We start from the raw sequence: 20,057 nt of genomic DNA, 5'->3' as shown, positions 1-20,057 counted from the left end.
ACCACAGAACGTTTTTCCCTGCCGGGCGAGGGGTCTGGGAGCGTGGGAAGCCCGTAGGAGGGGCCGGCGACGCCGCCGTCCCCCGGCTCGCGGGGCGTTTGCAACACGCAGGACCTCCAAAGCGGAGCGAGCGCCATTGCAGGTCAATGACCGTCGGCGGCGTTCGCGGCGTACTTCGCCAGTTCCAGCTTCGCGATCGCGTTGCGATGGACTTCGTCGGGGCCGTCGGCAAAGCGCAGTGTGCGGGCGCTGGCGTAGGCATAAGCCAGCGGGAAGTCTCCGGACAACCCCGCCGCGCCATGCGCCTGAATCGCCCAGTCGATCACCTGACATGCCATGTTCGGCGCGACGACCTTGATCATGGCAATCTCGGCACGTGCGGCCTTATTGCCAACCGTATCCATCATGTAGGCGGCCTTGAGCGTGAGCAGACGCGCCTGCTCGATCAGGCACCGCGCTTCGCCGATGCGCTCACGGGTGACGCCTTGCGCTGCAATCGGTTTGCCGAACGCTTCACGTGAGAGCGTGCGGCGGCACATGAGCGAAAGGGCTCGCTCGGCCAGCCCGATCAGTCGCATGCAATGGTGGATGCGGCCCGGGCCGAGGCGTCCCTGCGCGATTTCGAAGCCGCGTCCTTCGCCGAGCAGCAGGCTGCTGGCGGGCACGCGAACGTCGTCGAGCACGATCTCCATATGACCATGCGGGGCATCGTCATAGCCGAAGACGGTGAGCGGACGCACCCGCGACACACCTTTCGCGTCCGCCGGGATCAGGATCATCGATTGCTGCGCGTGCTTCGGGGCGTTCGGATCCGTTTTGCCCATCACGATGTAGAGCGCACAGCGCGGGTCGCCCGCGCCCGTGGACCACCACTTGCGACCATTGACGACATAGTCGTCACCCTCACGCCGGATGCGGCACTGCACGTTGGTCGCGTCGCTCGACGCTACGTCCGGTTCCGTCATCAGGAAGGCGGAACGGATCTCGCCGCGCAGCAGCGGTTCGAGCCATTGCGCTTTCTGTGCGTCGGTGGCGTAACGCTCCAGCGTTTCCATATTGCCGGTGTCGGGCGCGTTGCAGTTGAAGACCTCCGGCGCCCACGGCACCTGTCCCATGATCTCGCACAGCGGCGCGTATTCGACGTTGGTAAGCCCTGCGCCGCGCCCCGAGTCGGGCAGGAACAGGTTCCACAGCCCGGCCTGTTGTGCGAGGGGCTTGAGACGCTCGATGACTTGCGACGGCTGCCACGCGTCGCCGTTGCGCCGCGCGACGTCGATCTCTTCCAGATAGCGCTGCTCGTTCGGAAAGATGTGCTGGTCGAAGAACGCGGACAGGCGCGCACGCAGCGCTTCGACTTTCGGGCTGTAGCTGAAATCCATGAGGTCTCCGTTCAGTGACTGTCTCTACCTTCCGCTCGCTGCGCATACGCCCACGCGAGTTCCGCCATCGGACGCGCCCGTTTGCCGGCGTCCAGCGCCTGTGCGCTGGCGGCGGTGCCGTCGCTCACGCGCTTCATGATGCCTTGCAGGATCGCCGCGATCCGGAACATGTTGTACGCGAGATAGAAGTCCCACTGCGCAGGCGGGACGCTACCCGTGCGCTCGCTGTATCGACGGATGTAGTCGGCATCATCGGGAATGCCGAGCGCTGGCCAGTCGAGTCCCGCAATGCCGCGAAACACGCCGGGACTGACGTGCCACGCCATGCAGTGATAGCTGAAGTCGGCGAGCGGATCGCCCAGCGTCGACAACTCCCAATCGAGCACGGCGAGCACGCGTGGCTCGCTCGGGTGGAAGATCAGATTGTCGAGACGGAAGTCGCCGTGTACGAGGGTCGTGCGCTCAGGGGCGCTTGCCGTGACGGCGGGCAAATGGGCGGGCAGCCAGTCGATGAGCCGATCCATCGCGTCGATGGTGTCTGTCTCCGACGCCCGGTACTGTTTGCTCCATCGCGCAATCTGACGCGCCATGTAGTCCCCCGGCTTGCCATACGATTCGAGGCCGACGGCGCGATAGTCAACGCGATGCAGCGCGGCGATGACGCGATTCATTTCGTCGTAGATCTCGCTGCGCGCCGTCGACGTCATGCCCGGGAGCGACGGATCCCACAGCACGCGACCGTCTACGAAATCCATCACATAGAACGCGAGTCCGATCACGCTTTCGTCTTCGCACAGGCCTCGCATGCGCGCGACGGGGACGTCGGTGCGAGACAGCGCATCCATCACGCGATACTCGCGCTCGATGGCATGTGCGGATGGGAGAAGTCTGGCCGCCGGGGCGGGTTTGGTGCGCAGCACGTAGGCGGCCGCGGGCGTCGTCAGCCGGTAGGTCGGATTGGACTGTCCGCCGTTGAACTGTGTGATGACGAGCGGGCCGGCGTAGCCATCTACGTAGGTAGTCAGCCAGCGTTCGAGCGCTGCGGCGTCGAAGGGAATGCGATCGCCTAACGTGCGTTCGCCTGCAAATGCGGAAAAGTCCTGTACAAGCTCCTCGGCCATGCTGTCTCCTGCATTTCCGGTGCTGCGTTGATCGAGACGAATTCGTAGGGTTTGCCGGTTACGACGACTTCAGAGAGACGACTTCAGTGGGGCGCGGATGCTTATCGACGGATCGGGATGGCCCGATCCGTGCGCCGACATCAGGACTGACGAGGTGCGCGTGACGCTTGCACGCTTAACGCCCCTGACGCGAGCCAAGAAACGACGCGAAGATTTTCTCCATGACGGTGAGCCGGTTGTCACGATGCAGCGGCTGCGGCGGCGCATAGTTCATGAGGCGCACCACCCAGTCCGAGGGCTTGTCGCCGACGTCGAGGGCGTTGATGCACGCGGGCGTCTGTGCGAGCTGACCGAGAAAGAGGCGGCCGTCCGGGTGCATGGCATGCGAGAGAATCGCGCGATTCACGCCACCGTGCAGCACCAGCAGTACCGTGTCCCACGACTTGTCGTCCCGAAGTTCGGTGAGCGGCGGGACCACACGATCGAGCAGCTCACGCACCGACTCGCCGTTCATGAAACGCGTGTCCTCGGGCACCAGCCCATCGAACGCGCTGAGAAAGGCCTGCGCCAGTTCGGCCGGGGGCAGATGAGAGATGCTACCGGCGCGAATCTCCTGCCAGCACGTCCACGTCTCGATATCGATCTGTTGACCTGTCTCGGCAAGGACCCGTTCCGCTGTCTCGCGCGTGCGCGGCAGGCCGCTGACGATCACGCGGTCGAAGCGGATGTGCTCGGCGGCGAAGGCACGTCCGGCAGCGGTGGCTTGCGTGCGGCCCAGTGCATTGAGCGGGACGGCATCGGCATCGATCGGTTTGCCGCTGTCGTCGAAGTAGGTGACGTCGCCGTGACGCATCAGATAGATGCGGCGGCGCTGCGGCAGCGTGAACGCCAGCGGACCGGCGGCGGGGCCGAGATGGCCGAGTGAACTCATGCGGAAATTCTCCTGAACGTGGGGCAGCCGTCAGCGTACCTTGGCCTAGCGCGGCGTGCCCGGCAGTGACCGATGGCGCGCGTCCCGATGTGACAACCCGCCGGACTCGCCAGTGCGTAGGAAGCATGTGCAGGATGAACGGAACGCGTCATGCATGCCGTTCATCCGACGAGCGATCAGGTGTATTGTGCCGGACGTTTCTCGAGGAAGGCGCTGATCCCTTCCAGACCATCCGCGTGATGCAGCGACGCCACGAAGTTATCGCGCTCGGCACCGAGTTGCGACGTCAGCGTCTCGCTCGCGCCGCTCTCGACGAGCGCCTTGATGCGGCCCACGGCATTCGGCGACAACTGGGCGAGATCCGTCGCCCAGTTCAGGGCTTCCGCTCGGGCCTGGCCCGGCGCGACGACTCGATTGACGAGCCCGGCCGTCGCCAGGCGCGCGGCCGTCACCGGCTTGCCTTCGAGCAGGATCTCCGTGGCGAGCGGGCGGGGCAGTGCCTGCGACAGGAACCACGAGCCACCGCCGTCCGGCGTCAGACCGACCTTGACGTACGCCATCACGAATTTCGCGTTGTCTGCCGCGACCAGCAGGTCGCACGCCAGCGCCAGCGAGAAGCCGGCGCCGGCCGCTGCGCCTTCGACAGCGGCGATGATCGGCTTCGGGCAGGCACGCAAGGCTTCGATCCACTCGGCCAGCGCATCGATACTCGCGGCCTGCACGGACGGGTCTTTCTGACGGTTTTCCAGCAGGCGGTTCAGGTTGCCGCCGGCGCAGAAGAAGTTGTCGGCGCCGGTGAGCACCACGGCGCGCACCGAGGCGTCGCGCTCGGCGGTGGCCAGCGCCTCGACCCCGGCGGCGTACATGTCCGGATGCAGGGCGTTGCGGGCGCCGGGGTTGGAGAGCGTCAGGACCAGCGTGTGGTCGACGCGTTCGGCAAGCAGTTCAGCGGCCATGAGCGGGTCTCCGGATCACTGTTCTTCGGTGAGCAGCGACACGCCGAGCTGCGCACGGCGCGTGAGCCACGGCGACGGGCGATAGCGCTGGTCGCCATAGAACGATTGCAGGTTGCGCAGCACGGTGAGCAACTGACGCGCGCCGACAGCGTCGCCGAGCGCGAGCGGTCCCTTGGCGTAACCGAGGCCCAGCGTGACGGCGCGGTCGATGTCGCCCGGCGTCGCAATGCGTTGCTGCGCGATGTCGGCGCCGATGTTCACGATGGTGGCGATGACACGCTGCGCGACGAAGCCCGCCGAGTCCCGGATCACCGTCACCGGCGTGCCGCCCTGGGCGAACAGCGCGTGAGCGGCGTTGCGAGCTTCCGGCGTGGTAACCGGTGTGGTCATCAGCGTGTGACGCTTCGCACCCGCGAGCGGCAACAGCGTGTCCACGGCAACGGTGCGCGTGGCGTCCAGGCCCTGCTCGACCGCGCAGGTCGTCGCATCGAGGCCGAGCGGCGTGACGACGATCAGCGCCGTCTCCGACGGCTTGTCACCGCTTTCGATGGTCACCCCCGTTGCACCGAGCAGTTCGACCACGGCAGCGAAGCCGCGCGTGTCGGCGCGGCTGACCCAGACGCTTGCCGGCAGCGTGTCCGGCACCGGTGCTTCGGGCGGCACCTGTTGTTTGCCATCGACGTAGCGGTAAAAGCCTTCGCCGACCTTGCGACCCAGCAGGCCACCGGCGAAGCGCACGGCGGTGATCGGCGACGGGCGGAAGCGGGCTTCCTCGTAGAACTGGTGATAGATCGATTCCATCACGGGATGCGAGACGTCGAGGGCCGTCAGATCGAGCAACTCGAACGTGCCGAGGCGGAAACCCGCCTGTTCGCGCAGGATGCGATCGATGTCGGCAAAGCTCGCGATCCCTTCGCTCGCCACGCGCAGCCCTTCGGTGTTCATGCCGCGACCGGCATGGTTGACGATGAAGCCGGGCATGTCCTTGCAGCGCACGGCCGTGTGCCCCATGCGCTGGCCGAGGGCGAGCAGGGCGTCGCCGACTTCCGGGGCGGTGCGCAGGCCGTCGATGACTTCGACCACCTTCATGAGCGGCACCGGGTTGAAGAAGTGATACCCGGCGACGCGCTCCGGGCGCTCGCACGCCGCAGCAATCGCCGTGATCGACAGTGACGACGTGTTCGACGCCAGAATCGCATCGGCAGCGACAATGCCTTCAAGCGAACGGAACAGGTCGCGCTTGATCTCGAGCTTCTCGACGATGGCCTCGACGACCAGTTGGCAGTCGGCCAGATCCTCCAGCGCGTTGCAGGCCTGCAGGCGGCCCATCGTCGCGTTGACGCTCGATGCCTCGATCTTGCCCTTGGCCGCCAGCTTGTCCAGCGTGTCACGCAAGGCATCCAGCGCGGCTTGTACGGCCTTGGCGTTGGTGTCGTAGAGCTTGACGCGCAGACCGGCTTGCGCGGCGATCTGGGCGATACCACGACCCATGGCGCCGGCACCGACGATGCCGAGGACTTCGATGGCGGGGCGCGAGGTGATCGGGGCGGCAGGCGCAGCGGAAGAGGGGGATGCAGTCATTCGGCATGTCTCGAAGTTGGGGTCGATGGTCGTCGACCGATATCGTTTTGATGGTGCGCGGCATCTCGCGGATCTGCGCAGGTCGGCATGCAAGCCCGCCCGCCTGAAGGCCCGCAGCTCGATGCTGTCGACGTGACTCGTCATTCTATCGTCCGACCGGTCGGTCGGGAAATGAATTTCCTGCCGAGTTGCCGGGCGATGCAAACCGATGCCCAAATCGCGTTGCGGCTATTGTCGCCGATCTCGCCGCCGTTGCCAGCGATTGTTCCGCTGAGCGGTCAGGGCAAGGGGTTAGGCGGGCGTCTGGGTGCGATGGAGCGCTATGGGGCATGACGCCGAAATTCGGGACGGCGGCGGTTGAATTCCGCTCACGAACCGTTGTGCAGTGACGGTACACTTCCGGTACCCGGCGCTCGCCAGTCGGTTACCGACGGGCGGGCAAACGCGGGCCTACTCACATGGGAGACATCATGTTGAAGCTGTACGGCTTTCCAGTCAGCAACTATTACAACAAGGTTAAGGTTGTGCTGTACGAGAAGGGGCTGCCCTTCGAAGAGTCCGAATCCATCCCGTGCCAGGACGAGCCGCTGCTGCAATGCTCGCCGCTGGGCAAGGTGCCGTATCTGCAAACGGAAAACGGCTTTCTGGCCGAGTCGCAGGTGATCTGCGATTTCCTGGAAGTGACGCATCCGACGCCGGCGCTGTTCTCTGCCGATCCGTGGTGGCAGGCGAAAGAGCGCGAACTCCTCACGATGGTGGAGCTGCATCTGGAACTGGTGGTGCGCGAGATCTACTCGCAGGCGTTCTTCGGCGGCACGGTGTCGGAAGGCACGCGCAATCGCACCGAGAAGCTGTTGCGCCGGAATATCGTGGCGTTCAAGCGTCTGGCTAAATTCGCGCCGTTCGTGGCGGGCGAAACGTTCACGATGGTCGACGTCGCCGCGGGCATCCATCTGCCCATTCTCGGCATGGCCACGCAAGCCGTGTATGGCGAAGACTTCCTGAATGCGGCAGGCATCGACTGGAAAGCCTACGGCAAGATGCTCTCCGAGCGCGAGTCGTTCCAGCGCATGCGTGCCGAGCAGAAGGCCTATCAGCAGGCGCAACAGGCCAAGAAGGCAGGTTGAGCCCGGGTTGAACCCAGGTTGAGCGCAATCGGCGCCGGGGGCGGCGCCGATTGTCGTCACGTCAGACCTTGGCGAGACGCTTCAGAGCTTCACGCAGCGTGTGGTCCTGCTTGGCGAAGCAGAAGCGCACCACGCCCGACTCGTGCGGCTCGTGATAGAACGCGGAGACCGGGATCGCCGCAACGCCGATCTCGCCCGTCAGCCAAAGCGCGAAGTCGGCTTCACTCATGTCGCTGATCGCGCTGTAATCCACGCATTGGAAGTAGGTGCCTTCGCACGGCAGCAGCTTGAAGCGGGTGCCCGCCAGACCTTCGCGGAACAGGTCGCGCTTCTTCTGATAGAAACCTGCGAGTTCCAGATAAGGCGCAGGGTCACGCATGTAGTCGGCCAGACCGACCTGCATCGGCGTGTTGACCGTGAACACGTTGAACTGATGCACTTTCCGGAATTCGGCGGACAGCGACGCCGGCGCCGCGACGAAACCGACCTTCCAGCCCGTCACGTGATACGTCTTGCCGAAGCTCGACACGATGAAGCTACGGCGCGCGAGTTCGGGGTGACGCGCCACGCTCTCGTGACGCTTGCCGTCGTACACCATATGTTCGTAGACCTCGTCCGAGATCAGCAGGATGTCGGTGCCTGCCACGATGTCGGCCAGCTTCGTGAGGTCCTGCTCATGCCACACGGTGCCGCTCGGATTGTGCGGCGTGTTGAACAGAATCAGGCGCGTACGCGGTGTGATGGCAGCGGCCAGCTTGTCGAACGGAATCCGGAACTCAGGGGCCTCGAGGGTAATGAACACCGGCTTGCCGCCAGCCAGCTCGATCGACGGGACATAGCTGTCGTACGTTGGCTCGAACACAATGACTTCGTCGCCCGGATGCACCGTGGCGAGAATCGCCGTCAGCAGGGCCTGCGTGGCCCCGGCCGTCACCGTGATTTCCGTGTTCCAGTCGTACGCCTGGCCGTAGAGCTTGCCGATCTTGGCGGCAATAGCCTGACGCAGCGCGGGCACACCGGCCATCGGGGGGTACTGGTTGTGGTCTTCGCGCATGGCGCGCGAGACGGCGTCGACGATCTTCGGATCGCATGGGAAGTCGGGGAAACCTTGCCCGAGGTTCACCGCCTGCTTCTCGGCAGCCAGCGCCGACATGACGGTGAAGATGGTGGTGCCGACGTTCGGCAGGCGCGACGCGAGCGGCGGCGCAACCAGCGCAGGCGTGGTGGATCCAGTGTGAGGCGCGTTCATGTTGGCGGTAAACGATGCAGTGATCAGGTCGCCATTCTAACGCCGTCGCGCCGCCGCTGCGGGCCATCCACGGTCACGGCGCCAGCGATTTCGGACTATCGATAGGCCGTCCGCCGGTATTTTCTTAGCGGGCTTTCGGACGTGTCCCCGTTCAGCGTCTTCAATGACAATCAACGACGATCAACGACGATCAACGACGATCAACGACCCGCCGTGACCAGCAGCGACGTGAAGGCGCTCGCCGTCAGAATCCGAAAGCCGAACTGACGCGCCACGCGGCTACGCAGCTTGAGCACGGCCTTGTCCTTGCTGACGAGCCAATGCGCATGGCCGTCGCGGGCGGCTTCGAGGAACTTCTGATCGTCTCGGTCGCGGCACAGCGGGAGTTGCGCGGGCACAGGGGCGTCGTCGGGGACGACGATGCGGTGCGTGTGGGTGTCGACCCAGACCAGCGCGGCGTCGTTGTCGATCTCCCGCGAGGCAAATTGGGGGTACGTGAGGACGATGGCCAGCTCATCGCGGCAGCGCGGCGCCATCAGCGCGGTGAGGCGGCGCTCGACGATGGCGTCGCGCACCGGGCGCGCCACCGGATCGTCGAAGACGAGCAAATCGATCCACACATTGGTGTCGAGGACCACGCGTGGTGGCGTGGCGAGCGTGTCGAGATGCTCGGCGAAGGCCCGATCAGCGGGCGTGGCAACAGCGTTTTGAAGCATTGGATAGAATGACGGTTTCTCGTTAGTTTCTTGATCAAGCAGGAACGCTGCACCCGATATGATAATTGTTCTCTCGCCGGCCAAATCGCTCGACTACGAAACGCCGCCGCACGTGAGCACGCACACCGTGCCGCAGTTCGTGGACGACGCTGCCGAACTGATCGAAGGTCTGCGTGAACTGAGCCCGGCACAGGTCGGCTCGCTCATGAGCATTTCCGATCAACTCGCCGCGCTGAACGCCACGCGCTACGCCGAGTGGTCGCCGCGCTTCGACACCACCAACGCCAAGCAGGCCGTACTTGCCTTCAATGGCGACGTCTACGAGGGCCTTTCCGCGCGCACGCTCGACGCCCGCCAGCTCGAATTCGCCCAGAAGCACCTGCGCATTCTGTCGGGCCTTTACGGCGTGCTGCGCCCGCTCGATCTGCTGCAACCGTACCGTCTCGAGATGGGCACGCGCTTCGTGAACAAGCGCGGTCGTGACCTCTACGCATTCTGGGGTGAGCGTGTGACGCAGACGATCAACGCATCGCTCGCCGAGCATAGCGAGACGCGCCGTGTGCTGGTCAATCTCGCGTCGGAAGAGTACTTCAAGGTCGTCAAGCGCCGTCTGGTCGAAGCGCCGGTGATTACGCCGGTGTTTGAGGACTGGAAGAGCGGCAAGTACAAGATCATCAGCTTTTACGCCAAGCGCGCGCGCGGTCTGATGGCCCGTTACGCCATCGAGCGCGGCGTGACCGACGTGCAGCAACTCAAGGCCTTCGACACCGAAGGGTATGCGTTCGACGACAGCGTCTCGAACGATTCGCTGTGGGTTTTCCGTCGCCGCGTGGCCTGACGCCAGCCTTCTTTCAGCCCCGGGCAATGTCCCGGGGCTTTCCTTTTTCGCCAGCGAGACTCGCCATGACCGTACGCATCAGCAGCCAGTTCGACAGCGGCGCCATTCAGGTAGTGAGCGCCGAGCGCGCCGACGACATCCACGTTCGTATTGCGCAGGACGGCGCCGCCGAATTCGCGCAGTGGTTCCATTTTTGTGTGCAGGGCGTGAAAGGCGTGCCATGCCGCATCGTGTTCGATAACGCCGGGCAGACGTCTTATCCGCGTGGCTGGGAAAACTATCGTGCCGTGGCGTCCTACGACCGGGTGACGTGGTTCCGCGTGCCGACGTCGTATGACGGGCAGGTCATGACGGTGGCCTTCACGCCCGCCCACGACAGCGTGTATCTGGCGTACTTCGAGCCGTATGGGGAGGAGCGTCATCTGGCGTTGCTGGGTACTTCGCAGAATTCGCCGCTGGTGCGTTCTCGCTCGCTGGGGCAGACCGTCGACGGTCGCGACATGACGTTGCTCACGGTGGGCGAGCCGCGTGCCGGCAAGCGCCGCATCTGGGTGATCGCGCGGCAGCATCCGGGGGAGACGATGGCGGAGTGGTTCGTCGAAGGCATGCTGCGTCGTTTGCTCGGCGCGGGTGACTGGGCGGGCGATCCGCTCGCACCGGCCTTGCTCGACGACGCGGTGTTCTACGTCGTGCCGAACATGAATCCCGACGGGTCGTCGCGCGGCAACCTGCGCACGAACGCGACGGGCGCGAACCTCAATCGCGAGTGGGCAGCGCCTGATCTCGTGCGCAGCCCCGAGGTGTATCACGTGCGCGCCGCCATCGAGGCGACCGGCTGCGACATGTTCTTCGACATCCATGGCGACGAGGCTTTGCCTTACGTATTTCTCGCGGGCAACGACGGTGTCGAATGGGGCACGGATGCCGTGCTCGCGCGCGAGAAAGCCTTCGGCGAACGGCTGAAAGCGGCGAGCCTCGACTTTCAGGACAAGTTCGGCTATCCGCCGGGCAAGCACGGTCCCGAGTCGCTGAAGCTGGCCTCGAAATGGATCGCGCACCGTTTCGGCTGCCTGTCGCTCACGCTTGAAATGCCGTTCAAGGACAACGCGAACCGCCCCGATCCGCAAGTCGGATGGAGCGGGGCGCGCAGTGCTTCGTTGGGCGCGTCGATGCTTGCCGCGATCTGGGCGCAGCTACAGGCCGATCAGGTCTGAACGGCGATGTCGCATGCAGGCACGCCGTGATGCGGGCCTGCGCGTCGCCCTGGTGGATGTCGTAGCGTCGTAATGTGTGTCACATCGGGCGTTACGTCAGGCGTCACGTCGGGCTTCATAGCGAAAGGCTACGCACGCGACAACGCACGGCGCGCAATGCGCCGTGCGTCATACCGCTACCCGCGACCGTCCGACGATCAGTTCTTCTTTTTCGTCGTGCTCTTTTTCGCGGTGCTCGACTTCGCCGTCGACTTGCTTCCCGACGATTTTGCCGTCGTGGTGCGCTTGCCTGACTTCGCCGTGGCATGCGATGCCTTGCCGCGCGTATTGCTGCGCGTTGCGCGCTTCACGGGCTGCTCCACCTGCGAGAGCGGAGAGGTGTAATCGAAGCCCATCATGCGGCCATCGGCATAGCCACAGCGAATGTGGATGTTGTCGGTCTGACCGGTCGTGCGCTTGCCGACGCCGTCGAGCTCCACCATCTGCGTGACGTCGACACGTTGCTTGCGATCGTCGAACGGACCGTTCCACGGTTCGACTTTCGCGTGCCCCGCGTCGAGCGCCGTCTCGCCATACTCCACACTCTCGTAACCGGGCAGCGTAGCGACGACGAAACTCGCGTGCGCAGCGCAATCGGCCACCAGCGGATCCGCGTGACGGGTGTTGATGAATTGCTCGACCAGCGTGCGATGCTGTTCGAGCGTGAAGGCCTGTGCCGGGGCAGTGAAGCCCGACAGGCAGAGCGGCGCAGCGACCGCGGCGATGCCGGCGACCTGGCGCACGGCTCGCATCACGACGCCTGCGGCGCGTTGAAAAAATCGATTCGACATTGCTTGACGTAATCTCGGGGGCTGACAGACCGTTCAGGCTGTTCGCATGAACCGGCCCTGAGTATTGCTGAGCAATGCGGGCATGCGACGACTCATTTCACGAATCGCTCGCACACACCGCTCGCGAAGAAGCTTGACCGCATTTTGAAAGACAGCGGCGAAGCGGCATCCATCTTAACCGAAAAAAAGCCGCTGACGCCCGCCGGGTAAGCCCGCAGACGTAACAGTGCGCCTAGTGAAAGTTACACCGCGCTACAATGCGGCCCTGTCTGAGCGATGTTTCGACGTGATTCGATGCGGCGCAACGCGCTTCGATCCTCCGGCGAGACTGCATCGATCATGCAAACACTGCGCCATCCACACGCGTGTTTCGCGGCGAAAGCGCGTGTCCTGCGGTAACAGGGGGCGCATTGTGGCATCCGGGGCGTTCGCGCAATCGTTCGAATAGCGGCGTAATTCACGCTATTTCACGCGGTTTGTGCAATGCACGTTTGCGCGTCGCCTCAGGCCATCTCCCGTTTCTACGCTTCGGTATGTTTGCAAATTCACGCACTGTCGACAGTGCCCAAACCGGTCCGCACGACAAACTCGCAGAGCTCGTGGCGCGTCATCGCAACGCGACCTTTCGCAAGCCGCTTGCGGCGTACAGTGCTGCGGCATTCGATGCCGCCATCGCCGCGTGGCGGAATGCAGGCGCTGCGCCGTTGATCATCGATGCTGGATGCGGTGTCGGCGAGAGCACGCTGCGGCTGGCCACACAATTCCCCGATCACTTCGTCATCGGCATCGATCAGTCGGAGAGCCGCATCGTGCGCGGCAAGGATTGGTGGGACGGTGTGTGGCCCGAGAACTTCGTGTGGGTGCGCGCCGATCTCGTGGACTTCTGGCGGCAGCTTCATGACGCGGGCATTCGTCCTGCGCGTCACTACATCCTCTATCCGAATCCGTGGCCGAAGATCGGTCAGTTGGCTCGTCGATGGCATGCGCATGCCGTGTTCCCGACGGTCGTCGCCCTCGGCGGCGTGCTGGAGTGTCGTAGCAACTGGGACATCTACATCGACGAATTCGCGCTGGCGGTCGCGTGGTTGAGCGGCGTCACGCCCCACGTCGAAGCGTGGCCGCCGCAGGACGGTCCGGCATCCGTGGAGCCCATCACGCCTTTCGAACGCAAGTACCTGGCGTCTGGACACGGCTTGCATCGCTGCGTGGTCATGCTGCCGTCCCAATGATCTTGCGGATGCAATTCGGTCGCCAGTGTCGATTCGGTCGCCCATAAACGCAACCGGCCGTGCGGGATGAGCGCACGGCCGGTTGCATTTTGCAACGCCGATGTGCCCGGAGGCGAACGTCGGCGTCGGATCGACGATCAGTGGAAGTGGGGACGGCTCGGTTCGGCGTCTTCCGGCATTTCCGCGTGAACGACTTCGCCGACGGGGTCCGGATAGAGCGGCACGCCGCAATCGTCGCAATACTCTGGATCGAAGCGCCCCGGATGCTTGCGAATGTCCGTCACGCCGCACACCTTGAGCAGGTCCGTGACTTCATCGAGGGCACCGCCTTCGACTTCACCGTTCTCACGGCCATACAGCGGCCAAACCACACCGTAGATCACGTCGTTGCTGCCGCGCTGCGTGAAGCCGATGCGGTACTCGTCGATATTCTGCTCGCCGAAGCCGGCGACGACGGCACGCAGTTCCGGCGGCGTGAGCGTGAGCACATCTTCCAGATAACGCAGCGCCGTGCGAATCGTGTGCGGACGGATACGCTCGTCGGCTTCGCGGCAACTGGCGTAGTAAGCGTCGGGCAGCAGGCATTCGATCTCGCAGCCCGGCAGCAGCGCGTTCAGGTTGGGACCGCCTTGGGCCGACCAGGCTTCCTGGCATTGACCGCGTTCCGCGTGGCGTGCGCCATCCTCCTGCCAGCGGAACATCGGCGCGCCCTTGGGCACGGTCACGGCGGCGAGCAGGAAGCGCGGATCGGCGAGGATCGGCGCGGTTTCCGGCAAGTCGCTGCCGGGCTGCTTCACTTCGGCGTTGCTGACGGCGGCCTGCACGAGTTGTTGCGTGACCTTCCACGATTCGCAGTGCGTGCGCGGGAGCTGATCGATGCTGTAGAGGTAGGGCGAAATGGCCACGCGAGCCGATTCCGCCAGCACGTGGGCGTGCAGATGGGCACGCACCGGCATGAGAGCGTCGGATTTCACCGGGCCCGAGGGAATCGCGTAACGCGTCCACGCGAGAATGGGGATGGCGACGAGCAGGCCGTCCCAGATTTCGCCGTCGGCTTCGGGTTCTGCGGATTCGCTTTGCGATTCGATCAGATCGGCGAGTGCGCCATAGGCTTCGCTGTGGTTGGCCTGAAGATGGTCGAGCGCGGCGTCGATCGCCGGCTGGTTGCCCGTGCGCAGCACGCGCGTGAGCAACGTGTCGAGCTGGGCTTCCCAGAAGCGGTCTTCGATGCGGCTACCCGAGGCAGCCAGCGCGAGCGCGTGGCCGACCAGCTTTTCGGCGTCGGGGGTCAGTCGTTTGGCGGTGCGTGAGCGCATAGTCGTGCAAAGCAGAAACACATGAACTCACGATTGTACGGCATGCGTGAACGCGATAGATGGGACGCTTGCACCAATCGCGTCGACGCCTGCCGCCAGTTGCCTCCACGTCACCCCAAGTTCGCTGCGACGTGGCGGTTGCGGGACGTGGCGTTTCGGGGGCGTTCAGAAGTCGAACGCGAGATTGGCCGGGGCGGAGAGTCGCGTATGGCGCGTCGTCGCGGCGCTCGCACCCTTGACGGGGGAGAGCGCTGCGCCTTCGAGCGAGAGCAGGGCGAGCTTGCGTTCCACGCCGCTGGCGTAGCCCGTGAGCGTACCGTCTGCGCCGATCACGCGATGGCACGGCACGATAATCGTTATCGGATTGCGCCCGTTGGCGGCGCCGACGGCGCGCGACTTGTTGGCGTCGCCCAAGGCATGCGCGAGATCGCCGTAGCTGCGCGTCTCACCGAAGGGAATGCGGCGTAGTTCATCCCACACGCTCTTCTGGAACGGCGTGCCCTCGGGGGCGAGGTCCAGTTCGAAGAGGCGGCGTCCGTCGTGAAAATACTCGTCGAGCTGCTGTTTGGCGGCTGTCAGCACGGCAACGCCGTCGCCATCGCGGCGCACATCGCCGTCCTGCGGGAAATACTTCTGATGCGAGAAATAAACGCCGGTCAGCGCGTCGCCGTTCGCGACGAGCAGCATCTGGCCCAGCGGACTCTCGTACAGCGTTTCGTAGTGGGTCACTGGCGTGGCGGAAGTGATACGGGTCATGCAATTGCCTCCTGCAAAGTCTCGACCGGCTGGCCTGCCGGTCCTTGGGCCGCTGCGCGCCAGATATGCAGCGCAGCGTACGCGCGCCACGGGGCCCATTGATGGGCCCGGGAAGTCACGGCGCGTCCATCGGCGACACCGAGCGCCTGACGCAGCACCAGATCGTCCACGGGCATCGCGTCGGGCGATCCGAGGGCGCGCATCGCGATGTACTGGACGGTCCAGGGGCCGATGCCCTTGATGGCGAGCAGCGATGCCATCGTCGTATCGATCGGTGCGAGCGGATCGAGCCGCAGACGTCCTTCGACGATCGCCTGTGCAACACCGTGAATTGCGGCGATACGACTTCGAATGATACCGGCTTCGCCGAGGGCGTCGACGGGAACGGCGAGCATTTGCGCGGCGCTCGGGAAGGTGTGCGTCAATCCGTGGACGGGGGCCGGCAGTGGCGTGCCGAAGCGTTGGGCGAGTCGGCCGAGCAGACGTCGTGCCCCTTTGACGGTGATTTGCTGGCCCACGATGGCGCGTACGGCGATCTCGAAGCCGTCGACGGCGCCCGGCACACGCAGGCCCGGTGTCGCGCCTGCGAGGGGGCCCAGATGGGCATCGATGACGTCCGGGCGGGCACCGAGATCGAACAGATGACGCAGCTTGCCCAGCACTTGCGGCACGCTGCCTGCGAGCGCCGGCGGCAGTGTTACTTGGAGGGCATGACGATCCGGCAGCGGGGAGACGCGGCACCAGCCGGTGATCGGCTGTGCGCTCTGTCGCTCGATGCGCAGCGTGCGGGTGTAGACATCGCCTTCGCGGCGTTCGACGCCTTCGATGGCGCGGTCACCGAGAAAATCGAGCAGGGCGTGCCAGGCGAAGGGTGGGCGATAGGCGAGCTGGAAGACCAGATCGCCGTCCGGTAGTGCCGCGATGCGGGCCATCCGCGCGTTGTGGGCGCTAAGGCGCAGCCGGCCCGGTGCAAAGCCATAGCGTGATTTAAACAGGCCATTGAAACGCCGGACGCTACCGAATCCGGACGCCAGCGCGACCTCCGTCACCGGCAAAGCCGTATCGGTCAGCAGACGTTTCGCGAGCAGCAGGCGTTGTGTTTGCGCGTACTCGACGGGGGAGACGCCGAATTCGTCGGCAAAGATGCGTCGCAGGTGTCGTTCGGTGATGCCGATACGGGCGGCGAGATCGGGCAGGGCGGCGTGATTGAGGAAGCCTTCGTCGATCATGGCGGCGGCGGCATCGGCGAGTTCACGGGAGGCATCGAAGCGAGCGCTGCCGGGGGCGAGTTCCGGGCGGCATTTCAGGCAGGGGCGGTAGCCGGCCTTTTCCGCAGCGGCGGCGCTGCCGTAGAACGAGCAGTTCTCGAAGCGGGGCGTCCGGACGTTACAGACCGGCCGACAGTAAATACCTGTGGACGAAACACCGACAAAGAACCAGCCGTCGAAGCGCCGGTCGCGGGCGGAGACGGCTTTGTAGCAGACTTCCGGATCGAGCGTCATGGAGAGGGAAGTGCGGGGGAACATGCGCACCACTCTACGCGCGAGCCGTACGTCAGGCTAGTCATTTTCGGACATGGCAAGGAAAGCGCAAGATGAAAAGTGGACGGGACGGGAAGGGAGAAGGGAGGGCAGAGGGGAGGGCAGAAGTGCGGGAAAGTAGGGTGTGGTGTTAGCCCTGGGCAAGGCAGGCAGACGCCAGGGGGCGCTTACCGATGCGACTTTCGGTGGAGTGTCGGGAAGTGTCCGCTGGCGTCTGTCCCGCTGCGTTGTGGGAGGGTGGGGGAAATAAGGGACAGCGGGGTTTCCGGGACGAGGCTCAACCCAAGAGGCGCGCAAGAACGCTACAAAAAAACCCGGCACAAGGGCCGGGTTTAGCGCACCGTCGGGGGAGGGAATCCACCCGCCGACGGCACAATGCATAACGTCTAAGTGGCTACGTCTGCCAGAAGACTCAGGCAGCCGCCAGCAACTGACGCAGCACGAACGGCAGAATCCCGCCGTGCTTGTAGTAGTCCACTTCGATCGGCGTATCGATACGCAGCAGGACCTGCACCTTTTGCGTTTCGCCGTTCTTGCGATGGATCACCAGCGTGACATCCTGTTGCGGCTTGATGTCGGCCGTCAGACCTTCGATGTCGTACGTTTCCTCGCCCGTGATACCGAGCGATTCCACGCTGTCCGAGCCCTTGAATTGCAGGGGCAGCACGCCCATGCCGACGAGGTTCGAGCGGTGGATGCGTTCGAACGAGCGGGTGATGACCGCCTTCACGCCCAGCAACTGCGTGCCCTTGGCGGCCCAGTCGCGCGACGAACCCGTGCCGTACTCCTCGCCGCCGAACACCACCGTCGGGGTGCCTTCGCCAACGTACTTCATGGCGGCGTCGTAGATCGAGAGCTGTTCGCCGCTCGGCTGGTGAATCGTCAGACCGCCCTCGACGCGCGAACCGTCGGCCTTCGCCGGGATCATCAGGTTCTTGATGCGCACGTTCGCGAACGTACCGCGCATCATCACTTCGTGGTTCCCGCGACGCGAGCCGTAGCTGTTGAAATCGGCCTTCAGCACGCCGTTATCGAGCAGCCACTTGCCTGCCGGCGACGTTTCCTTGATCGAACCGGCCGGGCTGATGTGGTCGGTCGTGACCGAGTCACCGAACACGCCCAGTGCGCGTGCGCCCTGGATCGGCTTGATGTCGGCATTCGGTTCCATCGCGAAGCCGTCGAAGAACGGCGGTTCGGCGATGTACGTCGACGTCGGCCAATCGTAGACCTGACCCTTCGAGCCCTTCACCTTCGCCCACAGCGGGCTCGGCTCCTTCACCGAGTCGTAATTGGCCTTGAACACCTTGGCGTTCATGGCGAACTTCATCAGCTTGTGGATCTCGTCGCTGGTCGGCCAGATGTCGCCCAGGAAGATGTCGCGGCCGTTCTTGCCCTTGCCGACCGGCTCGGTCATCAGGTCGCGCTGCACGTTGCCGGCAATGGCGTAAGCCACGACCAGCGGGGGCGATGCCAGGAAGTTGGCGCGAATGTTCGGGTGAATACGCGCTTCGAAGTTACGGTTGCCCGAGAGGACGGCGGCCGCGACCATGTCGTTCTTGGTGATGACTTCGTTCAGCTCGGCCGTCAGATCGCCGGCGTTACCGATACAGGTCGTGCAGCCGTAAGCCGTCACGCCGAAACCGAGCTTCTCCAGGTACGGCAGCAGGCCTGCCGCTTCCAGATACTCGGTCACCACGCGGCTTCCCGGGGCGAGCGACGTCTTGATGTGCGGGGCGACCGTCAGACCGGCTTCCACGGCCTTCTTCGCGAGCAGACCGGCGGCGAGCAGCACGCTCGGGTTCGACGTGTTCGTGCACGACGTGATGGCGGCGATCAGCACGTCGCCGTTGTTGACGTCGATGCCACCGGCCGTCTTGTACGTCGTTTCGAGCTGTTCCTTCGTCAGGTTGAAACCGTTCTCGGCGACCGGCTTCGTGAACAGGTCCTGGAACGTGTGCTTCACGTTGCCGATTTCGATGCGGTCCTGCGGACGCTTCGGGCCAGCCAGCGACGGTGCCACGGTGCCCAGATCCAGCTTGAGCGTCTTCGTGTAGTCGATGCTGTCCGTCTTCGGCACGCCGAACAGGTTCTGTGCCTTGAAGTACGATTCGAATGCCTTGATTTCTTCCTTCGTGCGGCCCGTGCCTTCGAAGTAGTCAATCGTCTTTTCGTCGACCGGGAAGAAGCCCATCGTGGCGCCGTATTCCGGGGCCATGTTGGCGATGGTGGCGCGGTCCGGCAACGCCAGGCTCGAGGTGCCTTCGCCGAAGAACTCGACGAACTTGCCGACGACCTTCTCGCGACGCAGCATTTCCGTGATCGTCAGCACCAGATCGGTGGCGGTCACGCCTTCGCGCAGACGGCCCGTCAGTTCCACGCCGACGACGTCAGGCGTGAGGAAATACACCGGCTGACCCAGCATGCCGGCTTCGGCTTCGATGCCGCCCACGCCCCAGCCCACCACGCCGATACCGTTGATCATGGTCGTGTGGCTGTCCGTACCCACGAGAGTGTCCGGGTAGTACACGTCGTCCTTCTTGTGGACGCCGCGTGCCAGATATTCCAGGTTCACCTGGTGAACGATACCGTAGCCCGGTTGCACGACGCCGAACGTGTCGAACGCCTGCATCCCCCACTTCATGAACTGGTAGCGCTCGTTGTTGCGCTGGAATTCCAGCTTCATGTTCAGGTCGAGCGCCTTCTTCTCGCGGAAGTGGTCGATCGTGACCGAGTGGTCGACCACCAGATCCACGGGAACCAGCGGCTCGATACGCTTCGGGTTCGTGCCCTGACGCTCTGCGACGTTACGCATCGCGGCCAGGTCGGCGAGCAACGGCACGCCCGTGAAGTCCTGCAACACGACGCGGGCCACGACGAACGGGATTTCGTCGGTGCGCTCGGCGTTCGGCTTCCAGCCGGCCAGTTGCTTGACGTGCTCTTCGGTCACTTTCTTGCCGTCGCAGTTGCGCAGCACGGACTCGAGCACGAGGCGAATCGATACCGGCAGACGATCGACGTTCACGCCCAGGGCCTTGCCCAGTTGGGGCAGCGAGTAGAACTTGCCTTTCTTGTTGCCGCCGAGCTTGAACTCTTTAAGCGTTTTGTGGAGGTTGTGGGCCATGATCTTTCCTTGAGTGATACAGAAAAACAAAGCGGTGGTGATGCGATTAACGGGGGACGGTATCGCGCGAGCACCTGCGTGAGTGCTCGCTGCGACACCTGTACGTCGAACATCCGGCGTACGGGTTACTGCAAATCTTGCAAAAGCTACAG

At 64.3% G+C, this 20,057-nt stretch carries 17 protein-coding genes; 5 read left to right on the top strand and 12 right to left on the bottom strand.

The window, feature by feature from the left end:
• Positions 1–143: 143 nt before the first annotated feature.
• The 5 genes from C5N93_RS07275 to C5N93_RS07255 form a co-directional block, all read right to left on the bottom strand.
• Entirely contained in the window at positions 144–1,379 is a 1,236-nt protein-coding gene (locus C5N93_RS07275; protein WP_242558775.1) for an acyl-CoA dehydrogenase family protein, read from the bottom strand.
• Positions 1,380–1,390: 11 nt separating this feature from the next.
• Positions 1,391–2,500, bottom strand: coding sequence for a phosphotransferase (locus C5N93_RS07270; protein ID WP_242558774.1), 1,110 nt, complete (start codon positions 2,498–2,500; stop codon positions 1,391–1,393).
• 175 nt (positions 2,501–2,675) lie between these two features.
• Complete coding sequence (locus C5N93_RS07265; protein ID WP_242558796.1) at positions 2,676–3,392, bottom strand: histidine phosphatase family protein; 717 nt, start codon at positions 3,390–3,392, stop codon at positions 2,676–2,678.
• A 215-nt stretch (positions 3,393–3,607) separates the two neighbouring features.
• A complete protein-coding gene (locus tag C5N93_RS07260; RefSeq protein ID WP_242558773.1) occupies positions 3,608–4,387 on the bottom strand; it encodes an enoyl-CoA hydratase in 780 nt (259 codons plus the stop codon).
• Between the two features lie 15 nt (positions 4,388–4,402).
• Positions 4,403–5,968, bottom strand: a complete 1,566-nt coding sequence (locus C5N93_RS07255) for a 3-hydroxyacyl-CoA dehydrogenase (protein ID WP_242558772.1) — start codon at positions 5,966–5,968, stop codon at positions 4,403–4,405.
• Positions 5,969–6,166: 198 nt separating this feature from the next.
• On the opposite strand from C5N93_RS07255, the gene C5N93_RS28300 reads away from it, so the two are divergent.
• Positions 6,167–6,301, top strand: a complete 135-nt coding sequence (locus C5N93_RS28300; RefSeq protein ID WP_277990233.1) for a hypothetical protein — start codon at positions 6,167–6,169, stop codon at positions 6,299–6,301.
• Between the two features lie 137 nt (positions 6,302–6,438).
• Entirely contained in the window at positions 6,439–7,095 is a 657-nt protein-coding gene (locus C5N93_RS07250; protein ID WP_242558771.1) for a glutathione S-transferase, read from the top strand.
• Positions 7,096–7,156: 61 nt separating this feature from the next.
• Here the strand turns inward: C5N93_RS07250 and C5N93_RS07245 are convergent, their stop codons facing one another.
• Both C5N93_RS07245 and C5N93_RS07240 read right to left on the bottom strand, forming a co-directional pair.
• Positions 7,157–8,344 (bottom strand): pyridoxal phosphate-dependent aminotransferase, encoded by a 1,188-nt coding sequence (locus C5N93_RS07245; RefSeq protein WP_242558770.1) that lies wholly within the window; start codon positions 8,342–8,344, stop codon positions 7,157–7,159.
• 200 nt (positions 8,345–8,544) lie between these two features.
• Positions 8,545–9,060: a putative toxin-antitoxin system toxin component, PIN family gene (locus tag C5N93_RS07240; protein ID WP_242558769.1), complete on the bottom strand. Its 516-nt coding sequence runs from the start codon at positions 9,058–9,060 to the stop codon at positions 8,545–8,547.
• Between the two features lie 58 nt (positions 9,061–9,118).
• Here C5N93_RS07240 and yaaA point away from each other — a divergent pair, with 58 nt between their 5' ends.
• Positions 9,119–9,898: a peroxide stress protein YaaA gene (gene yaaA, locus C5N93_RS07235; protein WP_242558768.1), complete on the top strand. Its 780-nt coding sequence runs from the start codon at positions 9,119–9,121 to the stop codon at positions 9,896–9,898.
• Positions 9,899–9,963: 65 nt separating this feature from the next.
• Positions 9,964–11,112: a M14-type cytosolic carboxypeptidase gene (locus C5N93_RS07230; RefSeq protein WP_242558767.1), complete on the top strand. Its 1,149-nt coding sequence runs from the start codon at positions 9,964–9,966 to the stop codon at positions 11,110–11,112.
• A gap of 197 nt (positions 11,113–11,309) precedes the next feature.
• Here C5N93_RS07230 and C5N93_RS07225 read toward each other — a convergent pair whose 3' ends face one another.
• Positions 11,310–11,942: a hypothetical protein gene (locus C5N93_RS07225; protein WP_242558766.1), complete on the bottom strand. Its 633-nt coding sequence runs from the start codon at positions 11,940–11,942 to the stop codon at positions 11,310–11,312.
• Positions 11,943–12,475: 533 nt separating this feature from the next.
• On the opposite strand from C5N93_RS07225, the gene C5N93_RS07220 reads away from it, so the two are divergent.
• A complete protein-coding gene (locus C5N93_RS07220) occupies positions 12,476–13,171 on the top strand; it encodes an SAM-dependent methyltransferase (RefSeq protein WP_242558765.1) in 696 nt (231 codons plus the stop codon).
• A gap of 137 nt (positions 13,172–13,308) precedes the next feature.
• Here C5N93_RS07220 and C5N93_RS07215 read toward each other — a convergent pair whose 3' ends face one another.
• The 4 genes from C5N93_RS07215 to acnA all read right to left on the bottom strand — a co-directional run bounded on the left by C5N93_RS07215 (position 13,309) and on the right by acnA (position 19,905).
• Positions 13,309–14,487 carry a DUF2863 family protein gene (locus C5N93_RS07215; protein ID WP_150721524.1) on the bottom strand — a complete coding sequence of 393 codons (1,179 nt, stop codon included), beginning with the start codon at positions 14,485–14,487 and terminating at the stop codon, positions 13,309–13,311.
• 165 nt (positions 14,488–14,652) lie between these two features.
• Entirely contained in the window at positions 14,653–15,243 is a 591-nt protein-coding gene (locus C5N93_RS07210) for a methylated-DNA--[protein]-cysteine S-methyltransferase (RefSeq protein WP_242558764.1), read from the bottom strand.
• Entirely contained in the window at positions 15,240–16,745 is a 1,506-nt protein-coding gene (locus tag C5N93_RS07205) for a DNA-3-methyladenine glycosylase 2 (RefSeq protein WP_242558795.1), read from the bottom strand. Before C5N93_RS07205 ends, C5N93_RS07210 begins: the two co-directional genes overlap by 4 nt.
• A 451-nt stretch (positions 16,746–17,196) precedes the next feature.
• Complete coding sequence (gene acnA, locus C5N93_RS07200) at positions 17,197–19,905, bottom strand: aconitate hydratase AcnA (protein WP_069345075.1); 2,709 nt, start codon at positions 19,903–19,905, stop codon at positions 17,197–17,199.
• Positions 19,906–20,057: the final 152 nt, after the last annotated feature.

The sequence above is a fragment of the Pandoraea sp. LA3 genome, assembly GCF_022696215.1.
Lineage (GTDB): Bacteria > Pseudomonadota > Gammaproteobacteria > Burkholderiales > Burkholderiaceae > Pandoraea > Pandoraea capi.
This window is presented reverse-complemented; position numbering and strand designations above follow the sequence as displayed.